Source organism: Micromonospora sp. USAFONa4 (assembly GCF_057197825.1).
Genome location: NZ_CM170072.1, coordinates 5188039 through 5209159 on the forward strand (window position 1 = coordinate 5188039; position 21121 = coordinate 5209159).

The window sequence follows — 21121 nt, forward strand, 5'->3', positions numbered from 1 at the left end:
CTCACAGCCCTCCTTCCGGCGGCGCCGCCGCCACCGACGTGACCGTCTCCGCGATGTCGTCGGTGACCAGCATGAAGAGCTGGTCGCCCTCCTGGACCACGCTGGAGCTGGTCGGTAGCGTGCCGATGCCGAAGCGGATCAGGTACGCCACCCGGGCCCCGGTCGCCCCCTCCAGGGCGCGTACCGGCCTGCTGACCCAGTCCTTGTGCACCGGCACCTCGATGATCGACACCGTGCTCGTCGGGTCGCGGAAGATCTCCACGTTCCCCTCCGGCACGAGGTGCCGCAGCATCCGTTCGGCCGTCCACCGGACGGTGGCCACGGTGGGGATGCCGAGCCGCTCGTAGACCTGCGCGCGGCGCTGGTCGTAGATCCGCGCCGCCACCCGGGACACGCCGAACGTCTCCCGGGCGAGCCGGGCCGAGATGATGTTGGAGTTGTCGCCGCTGGAGACGGCCGCGAAGGCGTCCGCCCGCTCGATGCCGGCCTGCCGCAGCACCTCCCCGTCGAAGCCGGCGCCGGTGACGGTGATCCCGGCGAAGTCCGGGCCGAGCCGGCGGAAGGCGTCGGCGTCGTGGTCGATGACCGCGACCGAGTGCCCCCGGGACTCCAGGCTGTAGGCGAGGGTCGAGCCGACCCGGCCACAACCCATGATCACGACATGCACCGCGTCCCTCCTCAAGGTGCGCCACACCCAGCCGGTGAGCGTGCCGTCTGCGAGCCTGCCACGTTCCCGGCGCGAGTGCGGACCGACGGTACTCCGCCGCCGCGCCACGTCGTGATCGGCCACCCCACGACGCCCACCCGGGGGGTCGTACGCTTGGCCGTTGTGGCCAGACCCACCTCGCTGCTGAAGCGGCTGCTCCTCGGTCGACCGTTCCGGTCCGACCGGCTCAAGCACACGCTTCTGCCCAAGCGCATCGCGCTGCCCGTGTTCGCGTCCGACGCGCTCTCCAGCGTCGCGTACGCGCCCGACGAGATCCTGCTGACCCTCTCCATCGCCGGCGCCTCGGCGTACTTCTTCTCGCCGTGGATCGCCCTGGCCGTCGTGGTGGTGATGCTCACCGTCGTCGCCAGCTACCGGCAGAACGTGCACGCCTACCCCTCGGGCGGCGGCGACTACGAGGTGGCCACGGTCAACCTCGGGCCCCGGGCGGGGGTCGCGGTGGCCAGCGCGCTGCTGGTGGACTACGTGCTCACGGTCGCGGTCTCGGTCTCCTCCGGGGTGGCCAACCTGGGCTCGGTGGTGCCGTTCGTGGCCACCCACAAGGTGCTGATCGCGGTCACCGCGGTGGTGCTGCTCACCGCGGTGAACCTGCGCGGCCTGCGGGAGTCCGGCACGGCCTTCGCCATCCCCACCTACGGCTTCATCATCGTGATGGTCGGGATGCTGCTCACCGGCCTGGTCCGGGTCTTCGTGCTCGGCCACGACCTGCGCGCGCCCAGCGCCGGCCTGGAGATCCAGGCCGAGCACAGCGTCACCGGCTTCGCCCTGGTCTTCCTGCTGCTGCGCACCTTCTCCTCGGGCTGCGCGGCGCTGACCGGCGTGGAGGCGATCTCCAACGGGGTGCCGGCGTTCAAGGCGCCGAAGAGCCGCAACGCGGCCACCACGCTGCTGCTGCTCGGCACCATCTCGGTGGCGATGCTGGTCGGCATCATCTGGCTGTCCCGCCTCACCGGCCTGCAGTTCGTCGAGGACCCGAGGCTCCAGATCATCTCCGGCCCCGAGGGGTACGTGCAGAAGACCGTCACCACCCAGCTCGGGGAGACGGTCTTCGGCTCCGGCTCGGTGCTGCTCTTCGTGGTCGCCGGGGTCACCGCGCTGATCCTCTTCCTCGCCGCGAACACGGCCTTCAACGGCTTCCCGGTGCTCGGCTCGATCCTCGCCCAGGACCGCTACCTGCCCCGGCAGCTGCACACCCGCGGCGACCGGCTGGCCTTCTCCAACGGCATCGTCTTTTTGGCCGTCGCCGCGATCGTGCTGATCGTCGGCTTCCAGGCCGAGGTGACCAAACTCATCCAGCTCTACATCGTGGGCGTCTTCGTCTCCTTCACGCTCTCCCAGGCCGGCATGATCCGGCACTGGAACCGGCACCTGAGGACCGCGCGGGACCCGCAGGCGCGCCGGCGGATGCTCCGCTCCCGGGCGATCAACACCTTCGGCATGGCGATGACCGGCGCGGTGCTGGTCGTCGTGCTCATCACCAAGTTCCTGCTCGGCGCGTGGATCGCCATCGCCGCGATGGCGATGATCTACGTGCTGATGCTGGGCATCCGCCGGCACTACGACCGGGTCGCCGCGGAGCTGACCCCGCCGGACGAGGGCCGCGCCGTGCTGCCCGCCCGCAACCACGCCGTCGTGCTGGTCAGCAAGCTGCACAAGCCGACGCTGCGGGCGATCGCGTACGCCCGGGCCACCCGGCCGGACACGCTGACCGCGGTGACCGTCAACGTCGACGAGAAGGACACCCGGGAGTTGCAGGCGGAGTGGGAGCGGCGGGACCTGCCCGTCCCGCTGACCGTGGTCGACTCGCCGTACCGGGAGATCACCCGCCCGATCCTGAACTACGTGGCCGGCGTCCGCCGGGAGTCGCCGCGCGACGTGGTCACGGTCTTCATCCCGGAGTACGTGGTGGGGCGCTGGTGGGAGCACCTGCTGCACAACCAGAGCGCGCTGCGCCTGAAGGGCCGGCTGCTCTTCGAACCGGGGGTGATGGTGACCAGCGTGCCGTGGCAGCTCGCCTCGACCGCCGGCAAGGACCTGGACCGGCTGGACGCCACACTGAGCCGGGGGCCCGCACGCGGTCCCCGGGTCGTGCCGCGCGGCACCCTGCCGCCGAGCGTCCCGCCCGTCGTGTCCGCGCCGCCCGGCGAGAGCGGCCCGAGTGGTGGAGGTGAACGGTGAGCGCGCACGGGAACGGCCGCGGGCTGGAGGAGGCCGAGCGGGTCGAGCTGACCGTGGGGGCGGTCGCGCCCGGCGGGCACTGCGTCGCACGGGTGGACGGCCAGGTGGTCTTCGTCCGGCACGCGCTGCCCGGCGAGCGGGTGGTCGCCGAGGTCACCGAGGTGCACAAGGGGTTCGTCCGGGCCGACGCGGTGAGCGTGCTTGAGGCTGCCCCGGACCGGGTCGAGCAGCCCTGCCCGTACGCGAAGCCGGGCCGGTGCGGCGGGTGCGACCTGCAACACGTCGCCCCGGCCGCCCAGCTCGACTGGAAGGCGGCGGTGGTGCGCGAGCAGCTCACCCGCCTCGGCGGGCTCACCGACGCCGAGCTGGACGCCCTCGGCGTCCGGGTCGAGGCGCTGCCCGGCGGGCCCCTCGGCTGGCGCTCCCGGGTCCGCTACGCCGTCGACGGGGCGGGCCGGGCCGGCCTGCTCAAGCACCGCTCGCACGAGGTGGTCCCGATCGACCGCTGCCTGATCGCCCACCCGGCGATCCGTGAGCTGCCCGTGCTGGCCCCGACCGGGGCGCGCTGGCCGGACGCGGACGCGGTCGAGACCGTCGCCTCCACCGGCGGGGACGTGGCAGTGACCGCCGTCGCCGACGGGGTGCCTCGCACGGTGAGCGGCCCGGACCGGGTCCGCGAGGTGACCGCCGTCCGGGAGTGGACGCTGCCGGCGTCGTCGTTCTGGCAGGTCCACCCGGCCGCCGCCGACACCCTGGTCGACGCCGTGCTGAAGCTGGTCGACCCGCGCCCGGGGGAGCGGGCCTGGGACCTCTACGGCGGGGCGGGGCTCTTCGCCGCCGCGCTCGCCGGCCGGGTCGGCGACGCGGGCCGCGTCACCCTGGTCGAGTCGGCGGCCCAGGGCGTCGCCGCCGCCCGGGAGAACCTGCGCGACCTGCCCCGGGTGGAGGTCGTGCCGGCCCGGGTGGAGACCGCGCTGGCCCGCCGCCGGATCACCGGGCCGGTCGACGTGGTGGTGCTCGACCCGCCGCGCTCCGGGGCGGGCGCCCGGGTGGTGCGGGACGTGGTGGCCGCCGGGCCGCGCGCGGTGGCGTACGTGGCCTGCGACCCGGCCGCCTTCGCCCGCGACGTGCGCACCTTCGCCGGGCTGGGCTGGCGGTTGACCGCGCTGCGCGGCTTCGACCTGTTCCCGATGACCCAGCACGTCGAGCTGGTCGGTCTGCTCCTGCCCGCGGCCGGGTTGGGAGGGGACCCTTCCGCTACCGGATCCGTCAAGAAGGGGCCCTTCCTTACATGAAGATCGTTGGACTGATGTCGGGGACGTCGTACGACGGGGTGGACGTGGCCGCCGCCGAGTTCACCCTCGACGGGGACACGCTGCGGCTGCGCCCGCTGGGGCACCGCGCCCTCGACTACGACGACGGGCTGCGCGAAGCGATCGGCGCGCTGCTGCCGCCCGGGAGCACCACGATCGAGGCGGTCTGCCGGCTGGACAACCGCCTCGGCGAGGTCTTCGCCGAGGCGGCGGCCCTCGGCGTCGAGCTGGCCGGCGGGGCGGTCGACGCGGTGGTCTCGCCCGGGCAGACGGTCTTCCACTGGGTCGCCGACGGACGGGCCCGGGGCACCCTGCAACTGGGCGCGGTGGCCCGGGTGGCCGCCCGGGTGGGCGTACCCGTGCTCAGCGACCTGCGCTCGGCGGACGTCGCGGCCGGCGGGCAGGGTGCGCCCCTGGTCCCGGCGTTCGACGCGCTGCTGCTCGACCCGGCCGACGGCACCGCCCCGCGCGCCGCGCTCAACCTGGGCGGCATCGCCAACCTCACGGTGCTCGCGCCGGGCGCGCCGGTGCTCGGGTACGACGTCGGGCCCGCCAACGCGCTGCTCGACGCGGCGGCCCGCCGCCTCCTCGGGCGGCCCTGCGATCTCGACGGCGCCCGCGCGGCGGCCGGTCGGGTGCACCCCGGCCTGCTCGACGCGCTGCTCGCCGAGCCGTACTACGCGGCGCCGCCGCCCAAGTCGACAGGCAAGGAGCTGTTCCACGCCGGCTACCTGGACGCCCGGCTGGCCGCCCTCGGCGAGGCGGTGCCGGCCGACGACGTGCTCGCCACCCTGACCGAGCTGACCGCCCGGGTGGTGGCCGGCGAGTGCGACCGGCACGGCGTGACGGAGGTGGTGGCGGCCGGCGGCGGGGTGCGCAACCCCACCCTGACCGCCCGGCTGGCCGCCCTCGGGGCGGGGCGCTGGCGGCTGCGCACCACCGACGAGCTGGGGGTGCCCGCGCAGGCCAAGGAGGCGTACGCGTTCGCCCTGCTGGGCTGGCTCTCCTGGCACGGGCTGCCCGGCGCGCTGCCCTCGGTGACCGGCGCCGACCGGGCCGCCGTGCTGGGCTCCTGGACCCCGTCCGGGCCGGCGTACCGGGGCGCCCCGGCCGTCCCGGCGCCCCGGCGGCTGCGGATCGCGGCCTGAGCACCGGAGGCGGGACCCGGGCGTGCGCGATCCATCCGGGGGCTGACCAGGCGCTCAGCGCCCCCGGTCGGTGGGCGGGCGTCCGGGCCGGCCTGCGGAGTGTCGGGCGGCCGATAGACTCTTGCGTCATGAGCGTTGAAGAGGGCACGGTCCACCACACCGGGCTGCTGGCCACCGTCCGGGGTCCGCAGGACGTCAAGCGGATGTCCGCCGAGGAGTTGGACGTCCTCGCCGCCGAGATCCGTGATTTCCTGGTCGCCAAGGTCTCGCGTACCGGCGGGCACATCGGCCCCAACCTGGGCGTGGTCGAGCTGACGCTGGCCATGCACCGGGTCTTCGACTCCCCGCGCGACCGGCTGCTGTTCGACACCGGCCACCAGGCGTACGTGCACAAGATCGTCACGGGCCGGCAGGTCGGCTTCGACAAGTTGAAGCAGCGCGGTGGCCTCTCGGGTTACCCCAGCCAGGCCGAGAGCGAGCACGACCTCATCGAGAACTCGCACGCCTCCACCGCCCTGTCCTACGCCGACGGCCTGGCCAAGGCGTACAAGCTGCGGGGCGAGCAGCGCAGCGTGGTCGCCGTGGTGGGCGACGGCGCGCTCACCGGCGGCATGTGTTGGGAGGCGCTGAACAACATCGCCACCGCCGGCAACCCGCTGGTGATCGTGGTCAACGACAACGGCCGCTCCTACGCGCCGACCATCGGCGGCCTCGCCGACCACCTCTCCTCGCTGCGGCTCAACCCCGGCTACGAGAAGGTGCTCGACACCGTCAAGGAGGCGCTCGGCTCGACGCCGCTGGTCGGCCGGCCGATGTACGAGGTGCTGCACGCCGTCAAGCGGGGCATCAAGGACGCGGTCGCCCCGCAGGCGATGTTCGAGGACCTCGGCATCAAGTACGTCGGCCCGGTCGACGGGCACGACGTGACGGCGGTCGAGTCGGCACTGCGGGCGGCGAAGAACTTCGGCGGCCCGGTCATCGTGCACGCCGTCACCCGCAAGGGCTACGGCTACCGCCCGGCCGAGGAGGACGAGGCCGACTGCTTCCACGGCCCCGGCGCCTTCGACGTCGCGACCGGCAAGTCGGTCGCCGCCCCGTCGGTGAAGTGGACCGGCGTCTTCGCCGACGAGCTGGTCGCGATCGCCGACGAGCGGCCCGACGTGGTGGGCATCACCGCCGCGATGGCCGAGCCCACCGGCCTCGCCAAGCTGGCCCGCAAGCACCCGAACCGGGTCTACGACGTGGGCATCGCCGAGCAGCACGCGGCCACCTCGGCCGCCGGCCTGGCCCTCGGCGGGCTGCACCCCGTCGTGGCGGTCTACGCGACCTTCCTCAACCGCGCCTTCGACCAGGTCCTGCTGGACGTGGCGATGCACAAGCTGCCGGTGACCTTCGTGCTGGACCGGGCCGGCATCACCGGCCCCGACGGGCCCAGCCACTACGGCATGTGGGACATGTCGATCTTCGGTGTCGTGCCGGGCCTGCGGATCGCCGCGCCCCGCGACGCCGCCACCCTGCGTGAGGAACTGCGCGAGGCGGTGGGCGTCGACGACGGCCCCACCATCGTCCGCTTCCCGACCGGCACCGTGGCCGCCGACCTGCCGGCCGTGCGCCGGGTCGGCACCGTCGACGTGCTGGCCGAGGCGGAGCGCAAGGACGTGCTGCTGGTGGCGGTCGGCTCCTTCGGCCACCTGGGCATGGAGGTGGCCACCCGGGTCGCCGAGCAGGGCTACGGGGTCACCGTGGTCGACCCGCGCTGGGTCCGGCCGGTCCCGGCCGAACTCGTCGAGCTGGCCGCCGGGCACCGCCTCGTGGTCACCGTCGAGGACGGCGTCCGGGTCGGCGGCGTCGGCGACGCCCTCGCCCAGGCGATGCGGGACGCCGACGTCCGGGTGCCGCTGAAGGACCTGGGCGTGCCGGCCGACTGGCACCCGCACGGCAGCCGCGCGCAGATCCTCGCCGACCTCGGCCTGACCGCGCAGGACGTGGCCCGCGACGTCACCGGCTGGATCTCCCGGCTGGACGTGGAGCAGGTCGAGCCGGTGATCGCCGCCGACGACGCGACCGCGCAGAACTGAGTTCCAGACCGCCGACGGCGGGTGCCCCGGGAGACCGGGTCACCCGCCGTCGACGTCTCAGGCGCCGGTCAGCGACCGCCGAGGGAACACCGGGTCAGCGGACGCCGACGCCGGGTCAGCGACCGCCGAGGGAGCGGTAGTGCGTCTTCTCCGCCTCGGCGAGGCTGAACGTTTCCGACCGGGTCGGCGCCGGCACCACGACCAGCCCCGGCCGGTCCACCAGCCGGGGCGTGTCCGGCGGCGTGGACAGCGAACTGTCGGCGGTCGGCCGCCAGCTCAGCACGGCCAGCGGCTGCCCCGGCACCGGCAGGGTGTACGTCTGCAACGGGTTGGAGCGGTCGGCGGGGGAGACCACCGGCGTGCCCCCGTCGGCGGGGCGGTAGACCACGGCGGTCATCGTGCCGTCGGCCGTCTCCCAGCTCAGCTGCTCCAGCTCCGCCGGCTCGCCGCCGCCGAGGGCCACCTCGCCGAGGGTGCGTACGGTCAGCTTGGTCATCGGCCACGACGACGGCACCGAGCGCGGCGCGTCCCGGTCGCCGATGCGCCGGGGGACGCTGCCGAACGGGCCCTCCTCGCCGGCGAGCGCGCAGGTGTCCAGGCCCGTGAGGGCCCGCTTGCCGGAGCCGCTCTCGTCGCGTACGAGGGGGTAGCGCGGGTCGGTGGTGCCGGTGCCGAGGTCCAGCAGCCGGTCGGCGGCGCGGCCCCGGGGCAGCGCCTCGGTGGCCCTGAGCGTGACGGTCACCGGCACCGCCCGGCAGGCAGGCACGGTCACCGGCTCGGTGAGGCCGTCGGTGTGCCGCAGGGCGCGGCCGTCCGGCCCGAGCAGCCGCTGCACCCGGCCCGACGTGAGGTAGCGCCGCCCGTCGGAGGTGTGCACGGGGAGCACGTCGGAGTAGACGAGGTAGCCGGGGTCGGTGTACTCGGCGGCGCGGGTGACCGCGTACCGGCCGTCCTCGGTGGTGACCTGGAGCAGCCAGGAGGCGCTCTCGCCGGGCACGTCAGCGGCGACCAGGGCCAGCGGCGCGCCGCCGACCTCGCCGGACCAGAGGATCCCGGACGTGGGCAGGTGCACCCGGTCGTCGGCCGGTGACCGCCAGTCGCGTACCGCCTCGGTCACCGCCGACCTGACGGCGGCGTCGCCCGCCAGGGTGCCGCGTGGCGGCCAGACCGTCAGGTCGCCGTCCAGGCTGTCGTAGCCGACCCGCAGGTCGCCCGGCTGCCGGTCGGCCACCGGCCCGCAGGCGGTCGCGGTGAGCAGCAGGGTCAGCAGTGCGGTGGCCGTGATGCCGCGCCGGCGGACTGGAGCCACCTGTACGCCCCCTCGATCGCCTCAGCCGTCGTTCAACGGAAAGCGCCATAGTACGAGATGTCGGATCACCGGGACGCGCCACCTCGCCCACCTTCCGTGCGCAGGTCGCGGGCGGTGGGCGACGCCGACCACAGAGGACACTGCCGTGGTTTCAGGGTGAATGTCCCGCTCGGGTAGACTCCGCCGACTGTGACGCCTGCCGAGACCCGCGCCGAATCCTGGTCGGAATCCGACGCCGCCGCGGCCCCCGCGTCCGAACCCGTGGCGCCGCCCGTGGGCGGCGGCGCCGGTGACCGTACGCCGGGCGGGGCCGCCCGCGCCGACGAGGCCGACGCCCCCGGCGCGGCCGTGGCCACCACCGAAGCGACCGACGCCACCGCCCCCGCCGGCGGGGCGGACGGCGCGGCCCGGCCCCGACGGTGGACCCGGCGACGGCAGGACCTCACGGTCTTCGGCCTGTTCCTGCTCGCCGCGGTGTGGGTCACCAGCCAGATCTGGGTGGACCCGGCCGGCCGGGTGGCCTCGCTCTACAGCAGCGACCCGGCCCAGGTGCAGTTCTTCCTCGCCCACTCGGTACGCGTGGTGCTGCACGGCGAGTTCCCGTTCTTCACCGAGCAGTTCAACTACCCCGACGGCGTCAACCTGATGGCCAACACGGCCATCCTCGCGCTGGGCATCCCGATGGTGCCGGTGACGCTGCTCTTCGGGCCGGCCGTGACCTTCGTGGTGCTGGTCACGCTCGCGCTCGCCGGCACGGCCTCGGCCTGGTACTTCGTGCTCTCCCGGCACGTCGTGCGCAGCCCGCTGGCGGCGGCCGTCGGCGGCTGGTTCTGCGGGTTCTCGCCGGCGATGCTGTCGCACGCCAACTGGCACCCCAACATCATCTCGCAGTTCCTGCTGCCGTTCATCGTCTGGCGGGTGCTGGTCATCACCCGGTCCCGGCGGCCGTGGCGCGATGGCGTGCTGCTCGCCCTGATGGTCACCGCCCAGGCGTTCATCAACGAGGAGATCCTGCTCTTCACGGCCCTCGCCTGCGGGGTGTTCCTGCTCGCCGTGCTCGCCCAGCGGCCCGGGCTCTGGTCGGCGGCGTGGCGACCGCTGGCCAAGGCCCTCGCGATCTGCACCGTGCTCGCCGGGTCGCTGCTGGCGTACCCGCTCTACGTCCAGTTCGCCGGGCCGATGGCGTACCACGGCCTGAGCGACGCGGTCCGCGACTACGGCAACGACATCGCGGCCTTCTTCGCGCCCGGCTCGCCGACGATCGGCGGCGACGAGCGCGCCAACGTCAACCTCGCGCCGAACTACTCGGAGGAGAACGCCTTCTTCGGTTGGAGCCTCGCCCTGATGGCCGTCGGCATCGTGGCCTGGCTGCGCCGGGAGATGCTGGTCCGGGCGCTCGCCGCGACCGGGGCGTTCTTCGCGGTGCTCTCCCTCGGCGAGCGGGTGTCCTGGTGGCACCGGGAGCTGTTCACCGGGCCCTGGGAGTGGCTGGTCCGGCTGCCCCTGCTCGACGCGGTGGTGCCCACCCGCTTCGGCCTGATCACCAGCGTGGTGGTGGGCATCCTGCTGGCGCTCGCCGTCGAGCGCTCCCGGACGCTGCCGGTCGAGCGGCGCACGCTGCGTACGCTCACCGTGGCCGGGCTCGTCCTCGCGCTGCTGCCGATCGCGCCGATGCCGCTGAAGGTGACCTCCCGCCCGCCCGTACCGGACTTCATCACCGCCGACCGGTGGCGCGGCTACGTCGGTCCGGACCAGACGCTGGTGCCGATCCCGGTGCCGAACATGGGACACACCCACGGCATGCGCTGGGCCGCCTCCACCAACCTCGACTTCAAGATCCCCGGTGGCTACTTCCTGGCGCCGCGCAACGGCAACACCGGCGACCCCGGCCGCTTCGGCGGCCGGCCCAGCGGCGTCGGGCGGCTGCTGGAGGAGGTCGCCTCGACCGGCCGCATCCCGAAGCTGGACGACCGGCAGCGCCGCCGCTCGCTCGACGAGCTGCGGCACTGGCGGGCGGCCATCCTGGTGCTCCCGGTCGGCCAGCACCACTCCGAGCAGCTGCGGCGCACCGTCGAGCAGTTGGTCGGTCCCGGCCGCCGGGAGCTGGACGTCTGGGTCTGGGACGTCCGGGCGCTGACCGACCAGCCGACCTGATGACCGCCCCGGCGGCGACCGGCACCGCCGGGGCGGCACCCGCCCGGCGGTCCCGCAGGCTGCCGGTGCGCGCGCCGGACGCGCTGGTCGTCGCCGGCTACCTCGCCCTGGCGGTGCTGCTGACCCTCGGCCAGTGGGGTCGCCCGGGGCGGCTGTTCCACCAGGCCGGGGACCAGGTCCTCTTCGAGTGGATGCTGGCCCGCGCGGCCCGGGCGGTGACGGGCCTGGAGAACCCGCTGTACAGCGGGGAGCTGAACGCCCCGGACGGGGTGAACCTGATGGCCAACACCTCGGTGCTGGGCCTGGGCGTGCCGCTGACGCCGGTCACCCTGCTCTTCGGCTCGCAGGTCGCGTTCCTGGTGGCCGTGGTCTGCTGCCTCGCCGGCACGGCGACCGCCTGGTACGCGGTGCTGCGCCGCCGGCTCGTCGGCTCCCGGGCGGCGGCGGCCGTCGGCGGGCTCTTCTGCGGCTTCGCCCCCGGCATGGTCGCGCAGGCCGGGGCGCACCTGCACATGGCGGCGCAGTTCCTGGTGCCGGTGATCCTGGCGCTGGTGTTCCACCCGGACCCGCGCCGGGTGTGGCGGCACGGGACGCTGCTCGGGCTGCTGGTGGCGTACCAGATCTTCCTCGGGGAGGAGGTGCTGGTCTTCCTGGTCCTCGCCGCCGGGACGTTCGCGCTGGCGTACGCGGCGGCCGACCGGGAGAGCGCGCGTCGGCGGGCACCGGCGCTGCTCGGCCGCCTCGCGGTCGGGGTGGCGGTGGCGCTGCCGCTGCTGGCGTACCCGCTGTGGTTCCAGTTCTTCGGCCCGGGCCACTACCGGGGGATGCCCTTCCACGCGTACGGCTACCAGCTCGACGCCGCGTCGTTCACCGCCTCGGCGCGGCAGACGGTGCTCGGCGACGACCACCTGCCCGGCCTGCTCGCGCCGAACCCCACCGAGGAGAACTCCTTCTTCGGCCCGGGGCTGCTGGTGCTCGCCGTGGTGATCGTGATCTGGCTGTGGCGCCGGCCGCTGGTGCGCGCGCTGGCCGCCTGCGGGCTGCTCTTCGCGCTGCTCTCGCTGGGCGAGCAGGTCCGCCTGGACGGCACGTCCACCGGCATCCCCGGGCCGTACCGGCTGGTCGCCGAGCTGCCGCTGCTCGACCACGCGGTGCCGGCGCGTTTCCCGCTGGTCTGCGTCCCGGTGCTGGGCATCCTGCTCGCCCTCTCCCTGGACCGGCTGCGCCCCGAGGCCGGGGCCGAGGCCCGGGTGGGTGCCGTGCCGGTGCGGCTGCTCTGGGGCGGGGCGGTGGCCGCCGCGCTGCTGCCGCTGATCCCCACCCCGATCCGGACCGTGCCGGCCTGGCCCGTGCCGGCGTTCGTGGCCGAGGGCGGCTGGCGGCCCCACGTCCCGCCGGGCCGGACCCTGGTTCCGGTACCGCCGGTGACCGGCGCGGGACTCAGCCCGGCGATGCTCTGGTCGGCCCGCACCGGGCTGGCCTTCCCGGCCCCGGGCGGCTACTTCATCGGCCCCCGGAGCGCCGACGACCCGGCCGCCCGGTGGGGCGCCCCGGACCGCCCCACCGCCGAACTGCTGCGCCGGGTGGCCGAGACCGGCGAGGTGCCGGTGGTCACCGACGAGCACCGCCAGCAGGCGGTCGAGGACCTGCGGCACTGGCGTGCCGCCCTGGTGGTGCAGGGTGGACTGCACCACGGCGAGCCGGTGCGCCGTACGCTCGACGCGCTGCTCGGGCCCGGCCGGGAGGTGGCCGGCGCCCACGTCTGGGACGTCCGCCCGCTGGTGGGCTGACGGCTCAGCCCCGCCCGCCGGTCGCCCGGCGACGGGCTGAGCCTCGACGGTCGCCGGCTCAGCCGACGAGCGGCCGGACGTCCCAGAGCCACACGTCGTTGACGCGCTGGGGCGGGCCGATCAGCGCGGTCATCAGCTCGCGCAGGACCGCCTCGCGGGGATGCGCGCCGAGGACCACCACGGACGCGCGCCAGAAGCGCAGGTCCTCGACGGCCTGGCGGCGGTTCTCCTCCGTCAGCGCGGGGACCGCGTTCTTGTCCATCGTGGAGTAGATCAGGGTGCTGGTCGGACGGTTGGGCGCGCCGAAGACGCCCTCGCCAAGCTCGTTCGGCCCGATGAAGTAGCCGCCCGGGATCGGGAACGCGTGCTGCGTCAGCGCGCTCCAGCGCAGCGTGGGCAGGCCATGCACGTTGCTGGGGATCGGCACCGGCACCAGGGTCCGGCCCTCCGGCACGTACGGGCGCCAGCCGCCGGCGGTGATGAAGTGCGGCGGCGGGTCGACGGGCTCCGCGGGCAGCGGACGCGGGAACAGCGGCAGCACGGCGAGCGCGACGGCCGCGTACCCGACCGGCCGGAGCCAGCGGCGGCGCGGCCCGGCGGCGTCGGCACCGGCCGCGCGGTCGTCGCCGTCGGAGCCGGCGCGGGGGGCCGGCACCGGCGGGCGGCCGCCGCCGGCGACGGTGTCCCAGGCCAGGGCGAGCAGCACGCCGAGCGCCGCCGCCACCACCAGGGCCAGCCGGGTCGGCATCATCATCTCGACCAGCGGCAGGTCGTCGGAGATGTAGGCCCACGGGCCGTCCGTCTCCGTCTCCACCCCGTTGATCCGCACCTTCGGGCCGATCGAGGCCACCGTGAAGACCACCACCAGCACCGCGAGGATGCGGGCGGCGAGCGAGCGGCGGACCAGCAGCACCAGCGCCACCAGCGACAGCAGCACCAGCGGCCAGCCGAACCACGTGTTCTGCTCGGTCAGCCCGATGGTCTTCTCCACCGCCTCGTCGCCGGCCACGGTGTCGCGGGCGAAGGTGACGAAGGCGGCCAGGTCCTCGCCCCAGCTGTGGAACACCCCGCCCTGCAACCCCCGGTAGGACTGCGGGCCGTTGAACTGGAACCAGATCGGGTAGGCCGTCAGCAGCAGCGCCAGAGCGCCGCCCACGCCGAGTGCGGCGGCGAAGGTGCCGGCCACCGCCCGCGTCCGCGCCGGCCGCATGATCGCGTACGCGACCACGACGACCAGGCAGGCCAGCGCGGTGAGCAGCAGCATCTCCTCGTTGATGAAGATCTGGTACGCCACCAGCAGGCCGAGCACGATCCCGTTGCGGCGCCACCGGCCGGGCTCGCCGAGCCGGAGCACCCGCACCACGATCAGCGGCAGCAGGAAGTTCGAGACGAAGTTGGGCTGGCCGTTGGCGTGGTGCACGATGCCCGGCGCGAAGCCGAGGAACGCGCCGCCGACGAAGGCCGCCGCGCGCGAGCGCACCAGGTGCCGCGACAGCATCCAGTACGACGTGCCGGCCGTCGCGGCCAGCGCGCCGCCCAGGTAGAGGGCGTACATGACCTGCGGGCCGAGGAGCATGGTCAGCGGCGCCAGCGGCAGCGTCACCCCGAGCAGCGAGGTGTTCGCCATCATGTTCACCCCGTCCGGGGCGTTCTGCCGCTCCGTGAACAGCGGGTTCTCCAGGTGCCGCACCGAGTACGCGCCGTGCGAGAAGAGCCACTCGAACCAGCTGTGGTCGGTGGGCAGGTGCGACGACACCCGGTTCTGCACGTCGACCCAGTAGTTCAGGCACACGAAAACGCCGAGCAGGACATAGGCTCCGATGGCCAGTACGTCGGCGCGGGAGGGCCTGCGCCGGGGCCGGCGCGTCGGCTCGGCCGCGACGGGCTCGGAGACGGAGTTCAGCGAGGGGTCTACCACCGGCACAGCCACGACGCGCCATCGTACAGGCGCTCCGGCGTCGCTTTTGCCGGGCCGGTGTCCCCACGGCCGATTTGCCGGTCCGCCGGAGGCCACGGTGTGACGGGGAGGACGCCACGTGACGGTCATCGACCTGGGCGAGCGACGGGACGTCGACGGGGCCGTCGGGCCCGGTCCGGGCCGGTTCCTCCGCCGCTGGGCCCCGGCCCTGGTCGCCCTGCTCTGCCTGGTGACGTCGGCGGCCGCCGCGCCGTGGCCCGCGCAACCGCCGGGCGTCACGGTCCCGGCCGGCCCGGACGCGAGTCTCCTGTTCGTCGACGGGGTCCTGCTGGTGGCGGAGCCGTCGGGCCCCGGCACGGTGGCCGACGGGGACCCGGTGTCGCGGCTGGCCGCCCACCGGCTGCCCTCCGGCCGTCCCCTGTGGCGGGTGCCGTTGCCCGCGCCGGGGCGGGTGTTCCACGCCGTCCGGGCCGGCGACCTGCTGGCGGTCGGCCTGGCCGGGGACCGGACGGCTTCCGAGGTGGTCGGGCTCTCCCTCGCCGACGGCGGGGTGCGCTGGCGGGGCGAGGGGCAGTTGCGCGGCGCCACGTCGGCCGGGCACCTGCTGCTGTCGGGCTTCGCCGGATCGGGCGCGTCGGTGCTGCGCTCGGTGGACCCCGCCACCGGTGCCGTCCGGTGGTCGCAGCCGCTGGCCTTCGAGGACGCCCACCTGTCGCGGCGGGACCAGTGGATAAGCCTGGTGACGGTGCTCGCCGGCGGGCGGCTGGAGCTGCGCGACCCCGACACGGGCGCGGCGCGCGCCGCGACCGCCGTGCCCGACCGCTCCCGCGTACTGACGGTGACGGAGGAGCTGGTGCTGCTCACCGACGCCAGCGGCGCCCTCAGCGGCCACGAGATCCCCGGCCTGCGCCGGCGGTGGAGCGTGCCCCGCGGCCCGGCCGACCGGCCGGAGGTCTACGACTGCGGCGTCCTGATCTGTGTCGACGACGGGTCGCCCGCCATCCGGCTGCTCGATCCCGCCACCGGCGCCCTGCGATGGCGGAGCGAGAACGCGGCGCTGGGGCCGGTCGCCGTCGAGGGCCGGCTGCTGGCCGTCCGGCGCTCCTCCGGTGGTGCCACGGAGCACGTGCTTCTCGACGCGGCGACCGGCCGGCCGGTGCGGCAACTGGGCCGCTGGCGGGCCGGCGCCCCATGGCTCTCGGCCGATGCGACGACCGTGCACCGCCGGCAGCGCGACGGGCGGTACCTGGTCGGCCGGATCGACGAGCGTGGGGAGGGCGTGCGGGTGCTGGCGGCGCTGCGCGGCGTGGTGGGGGAGTGCGGCGCTCGCGGGTCGTTCGTCGCGTGCCGGCGCGAGGACGGTGGGTTGGGCGTGTGGGAACTGCCCGGTGACCGCGACCGGAAGGGGCGGGCGTGACGCTCATCGACCTCGGCGAGGTGCGCGACGAGCCGGGCCGCGAGGCGCCGCCGCCCCGCCCGCCGCGCGCCGTCGGTCGCCCGGTGCGGGTCGCGTTGGCGCTCGCGCTGGTCGTGGCGACGGTGGGCGGTGCGGCACCGACGCCGCAACGCGGCTCGGTCGTGGTGCCGGCGGCCGTGGGGTCGCAGGCGTTCCTCCACGCCGACCGACTCTACGTCGTCGAACCGGCGGAGGGGCACGCCGTCGGCACCGCCGAGGTACGCGCCTACGCCCTGCCCGGGCGGAGGCCGGCAGAGAGCCGTCCCGCGGCCCCGGTGTGGCGCGCCCTGGTGCCGGCGGCAGGGCGGTTCTGGCAGGCCCGGAGCGGGCGGGGCGTGGTGCTTTTCGCGGTCACCGGTGAACAGGACCAAGGCCAGACGATCGCGCTCGACACCGGGACTGGCCGCGAGCGCTGGCGTCAGCCGGGCTATCCGTGGTGGGACTCGGCCGGGACGCTGCTGCTGCAGAGCGGCGGAGAGGACGGCGGCGCGGTGCGGTCGGTGGAACCGGCCTCCGGCCGAGCCGTCTGGACGCTGCCCACGTCGCGCGACGGCGCGATGTACAGCATCCGTGGCGGGCGGGTCGACCGCATCGTGCTCACCTCGCCGCAGGGGCGGGTTGAGGTGCGCGACGTCCGTTCCGGCGACGTGCTGCACGCCGCGGACCTTCGCCTGGGCGAGCTGCCCGGCTTTGGGTACGCGACGGTGGCCAACGGCCTGCTGCTGGCCCTGCGGCCGAAAGACGGCATGGTGGCGGCGTACGGGCTGGATGGTCTGCGGCCGAGTTGGGAGAGGCACCTGCCGCAGGTGGAGCACGTCGAGGACTGCGGCGAGGTCCTCTGCGCCAACGGGCGGACCGGCGGGTTCAGCGTCCTCGACCCGGCCACCGGCGACCCGCGGTGGAGCGGGGGCCCGTGGGCGGGGTTGTCCCACCACCAAAGTGGGCGGCTGCTCGCGATGGAGCCCGGGCCGGTCGGGGAGCGCTTCGCCGTGCTCGACGCGGCGACCGGTCGGGAACTGGCCGACCTCGGCACGTGGCAGCTGATCGCGCGGCATGTCGACGACCGGCTGCTCGCCGTCCGGCCGGCCGCCTCCGGGGGCGGTCTGGTGATCGGCGAGCTGGACGTCGTCGCCGGCCGGGCCCGGGTGCTCGACGTGCTGCGGGACGCCACCGGGGACTGCCAGGGGAGCGACACGATGGTGCTGTGCCGGGGGCGCAGCGGCGACTACGGTGTGTGGCGGCTGCCCGGCTGAGCTCGCCGCACTCCTACGCCGTGTACGGCCGGCGAAGAGTGCGGCGCATGCGGGATGGCGAACCGGCGGCCATGCTGGACGGTTGCACCAGCGTGAGCTCTAGCGGCTTCAGCGCGAGCGTGTCCGCCTTGATCTCGTTGACCAGATCGCGATGGTCGAGCGCATAGCGTGGACCCAATTCGAGGCCCCGGACGACAGGGGTCACCAGTTGGGCTGCTCCGGCGCCGGGGGGAGCGGCACGCCGGGCGGCCGGAGCACGTACGCCACCCCGCCGCTGCCACCCTGCCAGGCGGCCTCGAACCGGTCCCGGTCGACGATCCGGCGCACCGCGTCGTCGTCCGGGGCGTACGGGTCGTTGAGCACCGGCGCGCCCGTGGCGGTGAAGCCCACCAGCACCATCAGGTGCCCGGCGGTGTCGTAGTCCAACCCGGGCACCTCGCCCGACTTGAACGCGGCGGAGACGATCAGCGGGATGCCGGTGGCCACGAACGCCTCCGCCTCGGCCAGCGACCGCAGCCGGGTGACGAAGGCGTCCACCCCGTGCAGGCCCGCGTACGCGGTGTTGAACGGCCAGTTGCCGGCCCCGGCGAAGGCGTGGTCATAGCAGTGTCGCGCGGCGTGCACCACCACCGGGCGAGGGCCGGCCGGAGCCACCCAGGCGTACCGGGTCGGGGCCGGGGCGGCGTCCCAGAAGGCCAGCACCATCGAGGTGCAGGTGGGGCTGCACCAGGCGTCCCCGCCGCCACCCCACTGCGGGTGGGTGCCGGCGTGCAGCCGCTGCGAGTAGCGCGGCACGTCCAGCACCGTGCCCCAGGCGGCCGGCGCCGTCGCGGCGGACCCACCCACAGGGGTGGGAACCGGGGCGCGGGACCCGGACCCGGTGACCGGGGCGGGCCCGGCCGCCACCGGCGGGGAGCCCGCTGCGGTGGGCCGGGACGCCCCGGCCGCTGCCGTCGGGCGCGGGCCCGCGGCGACCGCCCCGACCGCGCGCAGCACCGGGGTCGCGTCGGCGTCCTCGGGCCGGAGCAGGGTCACCCGGATCTGCCAGCCGGTGACGGTCGCGCCCGTCACCACCAGCGTGTCCGTGTCCACCCGGGCGTCGGCGTCGCGCTGCCCGGGCACGGACGTCCGGCGGATCGCGTGGTCGTCGGCCGCCCAGTCGGCGAGGACGTACCACCCGGTGGCCGGCGCGTCGTCGTGCCAGCCCCGCAGCTCCACCCGCAGCCAGCAGTCGCCGGGGGTGTCCCCGGTCCACGAGGGCACCACGTCGCGCACGGCGAAGCCGACCGGCACGGGCGGGGACGTCCAGCTGCCGGCCGCGTACCGGCGGGTGCGGCCGTCGGCGTCGGTGTGGTCGAGCCCGTCGGCCGGGTCGGCCAGTTCGAGGCCCCGTCCACCCGCGCGCAGCCCGGACAGGCTGCCCAGCCCGGCGTCGCCGGGAAGGCGGAAGCCCCGGTAGGTGACGTCCCGTCGGATCGTCGTCGCCGCGTCGGTCATGCGTCTTCCCGTCCGTCGTGAAGGTTGCCGCCAGCAGCATTGCGTACGACGAAGGTTTTCTGCAACGGGGCCGGGCCGGGACGGCGGGTGCGGGGCGGTTTGGCTGCCGGCACTAGGTTGTGGGTGGTCAGGGGCGCGAGGAGGCCGGGATGCGGGTACTGGTGGTCGAGGACGAGCGCAACCTCGCCGACGCGATCGCGCGGGGGCTGCGCAAGCGGGGGATGGCGGTGGACGTCGCCTACGACGGCGACAGCGGCCACGAGATGGCGTTCGTCACGCGGTACGACGTGGTGGTGCTCGACCGGGACCTGCCCGGCATGCACGGTGACCAGATCTGCGCCGAGCTGGCCGCCTCCGGCACGCTCACCCGGGTGCTGATGCTGACCGCCAGCGGCACCGTCGCCGACCGGGTGGAGGGGCTGCAGCTCGGCGCGGACGACTACCTGCCGAAGCCGTTCGCCTTCGACGAGCTGGTCGCCCGGGTGCAGGCGCTCGGCCGGCGGGCCACCCCGGCCGCGCCGCCGGTGCTCGAACTCGCCGATCTGGTCCTCGACCCGGCCCGCCGGGTGGCCACCCGTGGCGGCCAGCCGGTCGACCTGACCAACAAGGAGTTCGGCGTGCTCTGCGAGCTGCTCAAGGCGCGCGGCGCGGTGGTCTCCAGCGAGGAGCTGCTGGAACGGGTCTGGGACGCCAACACCGATCCGTTCACCACGATCGTCCGGGTCACCGTGATGACGCTGCGCAAGAAGCTCGGCGACCCGCCGCTGATCGAGACGGTGGTCGGTGCGGGCTACCGCACGGCGGGGGCGGGGGCCCTGTGAGCGCGAGGAGTGAGCCGGTTTTGCGAGCCCCGCAGTCGCGAACGAAGGTGGCCCTGTGAGCGCGAGGAGTGAGCCGGTTTTGCGAGCCTCGCAGTCGCGAACGAAGGTGGCCCTGTGAGCGCGAGGAGTGAGCCGGGTTTGCGAGCCCCGCAGTCGCGGACGAAGGCTGGTGGCGCGACCCGGCGGGCCCGGCTGCGGCCGACGCTGCGGCTGCGGCTGACCCTGCTCAACGGGGTGCTGCTGGTCGGCGCGGGCGCGATCCTGGTGCTGCTGGCCTGGCTGCTGGTCCGCGACGCGCTGCGCCCGACCGACGAGCTGCTGCCCGGCACCGTGGTGGTGCTGGCGGACGGCCGGTCGCTTGACGCCGCGCAGTGGCAGCGTCAACTGGTCGACGCGGCCAGCGCGGAGCTGCTGGTCAAGGGCCTGGTGGCGCTGCTGGCGATCAGCGTCGTCGGGGTGGCCGGCGCGTACGCGGTCGCCGGCCGGGCGCTGCGCCCGCTGCACCAGGTCACCGCCACCGCCCGCCGGTTGGGCGAGACCACCCTGGACCAGCGGATCGGCTACTCGGGCGCCGACGACGAGGTGGCCGAGCTGGCGGAGACCTTCGACGAGATGCTGGACCGCATCGCCGCCGCCTTCGAGGCCCAGAAGCGCTTCGTGGCCAACGCCTCGCACGAGCTGCGGACCCCCCTCGCGGTGATGCGTACCGAGATCGACGTGACGCTGAGCGACGACGAGGCGGACGCCGCCGAGTACCGCCGGATGGCCACCGTGGTCCGGGACGCCTCCGAGCGGGCCAACGGGCTGGTCGACGCCCTGCTGGTGCTCGCCCGCAGCGAGGCCCAGGCGGGCCGCCGGCTGGGCCGCCGCACCGAGTGCGACCTCGCCGCCGGCACCGCCAACGCCCTGTCCGCGGTACGCCGGGAGGTCGAGCGGATCAAGCTGCGGGTGCAGACCTCGCTGGAGTCCGCGCCGGTCGTCGGCGACCCCGGGCTGCTGGACCGGCTGGCCGGCAACCTGATCGAGAACGCGATCCGCTACAACCACCTGCACGGCCGGGTCTGGGTGCGTACCGGGTCGGACGGGTGCCGGTCGTGGCTGGTGGTGGGCAACACCGGTTTCGAGGTGGACCAGGCCGACGTGCCCGGCCTGTTCGAGCCGTTCCGGCGCGGCGGCCGGGAGCGTACCGGCGCGCGCGGCTCGGGCCTCGGGCTCTCGATCGTCCGGGCGGTCTGCGACGCGCACGGCGGCACCGTGAAGGTGGTCGCCCAGACCGGTGGCGGGCTGGAGGTCACGGTGACCCTGCCGGCGGCGGAGGCGGCCCCGGCGGTCACCGCCCAGGAGCCGGCCGCCCGGCGGTGACGGGCCACCCCGGGGTTGCGGGGAGTACGGGCCCGATGGAAGGATCACGGCGTCAGCTCGAGAACCGGAGGGGGGTGCGTCGATGTTCACCGTCATGATCTCCGCGCCCCGTCTCGC

Annotated in this window: 15 protein-coding genes; 10 read left to right on the forward strand and 5 right to left on the reverse strand. The window is 74.9% G+C overall.

What is annotated here, in order from left to right; all coding sequences use genetic code 11:
- Position 1: 1 nt before the first annotated feature.
- The gene (locus AC0OO9_RS22910) at positions 2–667 is read right to left on the reverse strand and encodes a potassium channel family protein (protein WP_132233041.1); all 666 of its coding nucleotides are present in this window, start codon (positions 665–667) and stop codon (positions 2–4) included.
- Between the two features lie 162 nt (positions 668–829).
- Here AC0OO9_RS22910 and AC0OO9_RS22915 point away from each other — a divergent pair, with 162 nt between their 5' ends.
- The 4 genes from AC0OO9_RS22915 to dxs all read left to right on the forward strand — a co-directional run bounded on the left by AC0OO9_RS22915 (position 830) and on the right by dxs (position 7444).
- Positions 830–2905: an APC family permease gene (locus AC0OO9_RS22915; RefSeq protein WP_484512238.1), complete on the forward strand. Its 2076-nt coding sequence runs from the start codon at positions 830–832 to the stop codon at positions 2903–2905.
- Positions 2902–4200 carry a class I SAM-dependent RNA methyltransferase gene (locus tag AC0OO9_RS22920; RefSeq protein ID WP_484512239.1) on the forward strand — a complete coding sequence of 433 codons (1299 nt, stop codon included), beginning with the start codon at positions 2902–2904 and terminating at the stop codon, positions 4198–4200. Before AC0OO9_RS22915 ends, AC0OO9_RS22920 begins: the two co-directional genes overlap by 4 nt.
- On the forward strand, positions 4197–5366 hold the full coding sequence (locus AC0OO9_RS22925; RefSeq protein ID WP_484512241.1) for an anhydro-N-acetylmuramic acid kinase: 1170 nt from the start codon (positions 4197–4199) through the stop codon (positions 5364–5366). Before AC0OO9_RS22920 ends, AC0OO9_RS22925 begins: the two co-directional genes overlap by 4 nt.
- Positions 5367–5494: 128 nt before the next feature.
- A complete protein-coding gene (gene dxs, locus AC0OO9_RS22930; RefSeq protein ID WP_484512243.1) occupies positions 5495–7444 on the forward strand; it encodes a 1-deoxy-D-xylulose-5-phosphate synthase in 1950 nt (649 codons plus the stop codon).
- 115 nt (positions 7445–7559) lie between these two features.
- Here dxs and AC0OO9_RS22935 read toward each other — a convergent pair whose 3' ends face one another.
- A complete protein-coding gene (locus AC0OO9_RS22935) occupies positions 7560–8753 on the reverse strand; it encodes a hypothetical protein (RefSeq protein WP_484512245.1) in 1194 nt (397 codons plus the stop codon).
- Positions 8754–8942: 189 nt separating this feature from the next.
- Between AC0OO9_RS22935 and AC0OO9_RS22940 the strand changes: the two genes are divergently transcribed.
- A complete protein-coding gene (locus AC0OO9_RS22940; RefSeq protein WP_484512247.1) occupies positions 8943–10907 on the forward strand; it encodes a DUF6311 domain-containing protein in 1965 nt (654 codons plus the stop codon).
- The gene (locus AC0OO9_RS22945; protein WP_484512249.1) at positions 10907–12697 is read left to right on the forward strand and encodes a DUF6311 domain-containing protein; all 1791 of its coding nucleotides are present in this window, start codon (positions 10907–10909) and stop codon (positions 12695–12697) included. Before AC0OO9_RS22940 ends, AC0OO9_RS22945 begins: the two co-directional genes overlap by 1 nt.
- 58 nt (positions 12698–12755) lie before the next feature.
- On the opposite strand, the gene AC0OO9_RS22950 is transcribed toward AC0OO9_RS22945, so the two are convergent.
- The gene (locus tag AC0OO9_RS22950; protein ID WP_484512251.1) at positions 12756–14627 is read right to left on the reverse strand and encodes a DUF6311 domain-containing protein; all 1872 of its coding nucleotides are present in this window, start codon (positions 14625–14627) and stop codon (positions 12756–12758) included.
- 106 nt (positions 14628–14733) lie between these two features.
- On the opposite strand from AC0OO9_RS22950, the gene AC0OO9_RS22955 reads away from it, so the two are divergent.
- Both AC0OO9_RS22955 and AC0OO9_RS22960 read left to right on the forward strand, forming a co-directional pair.
- Positions 14734–16032: an outer membrane protein assembly factor BamB family protein gene (locus tag AC0OO9_RS22955; protein ID WP_484512253.1), complete on the forward strand. Its 1299-nt coding sequence runs from the start codon at positions 14734–14736 to the stop codon at positions 16030–16032.
- Positions 16029–17324 (forward strand): hypothetical protein, encoded by a 1296-nt coding sequence (locus AC0OO9_RS22960; protein ID WP_484512255.1) that lies wholly within the window; start codon positions 16029–16031, stop codon positions 17322–17324. The genes AC0OO9_RS22955 and AC0OO9_RS22960 overlap by 4 nt, the downstream gene beginning before the upstream one ends.
- Before the next feature lie 13 nt (positions 17325–17337).
- On the opposite strand, the gene AC0OO9_RS22965 is transcribed toward AC0OO9_RS22960, so the two are convergent.
- Positions 17338–17529 carry a hypothetical protein gene (locus AC0OO9_RS22965; protein ID WP_484512257.1) on the reverse strand — a complete coding sequence of 64 codons (192 nt, stop codon included), beginning with the start codon at positions 17527–17529 and terminating at the stop codon, positions 17338–17340.
- On the reverse strand, positions 17526–18821 hold the full coding sequence (locus AC0OO9_RS22970; RefSeq protein ID WP_484512259.1) for a peptidase C39 family protein: 1296 nt from the start codon (positions 18819–18821) through the stop codon (positions 17526–17528). The genes AC0OO9_RS22965 and AC0OO9_RS22970 overlap by 4 nt, the downstream gene beginning before the upstream one ends.
- A 149-nt stretch (positions 18822–18970) precedes the next feature.
- Between AC0OO9_RS22970 and AC0OO9_RS22975 the strand changes: the two genes are divergently transcribed.
- Together AC0OO9_RS22975 and AC0OO9_RS22980 are read left to right on the forward strand one after the other, a co-directional pair.
- Entirely contained in the window at positions 18971–19642 is a 672-nt protein-coding gene (locus tag AC0OO9_RS22975; protein ID WP_484512261.1) for a response regulator transcription factor, read from the forward strand.
- A 138-nt stretch (positions 19643–19780) separates the two neighbouring features.
- Positions 19781–21004, forward strand: coding sequence for a sensor histidine kinase (locus AC0OO9_RS22980; RefSeq protein ID WP_484512263.1), 1224 nt, complete (start codon positions 19781–19783; stop codon positions 21002–21004).
- Positions 21005–21121 lie beyond the last annotated feature (117 nt).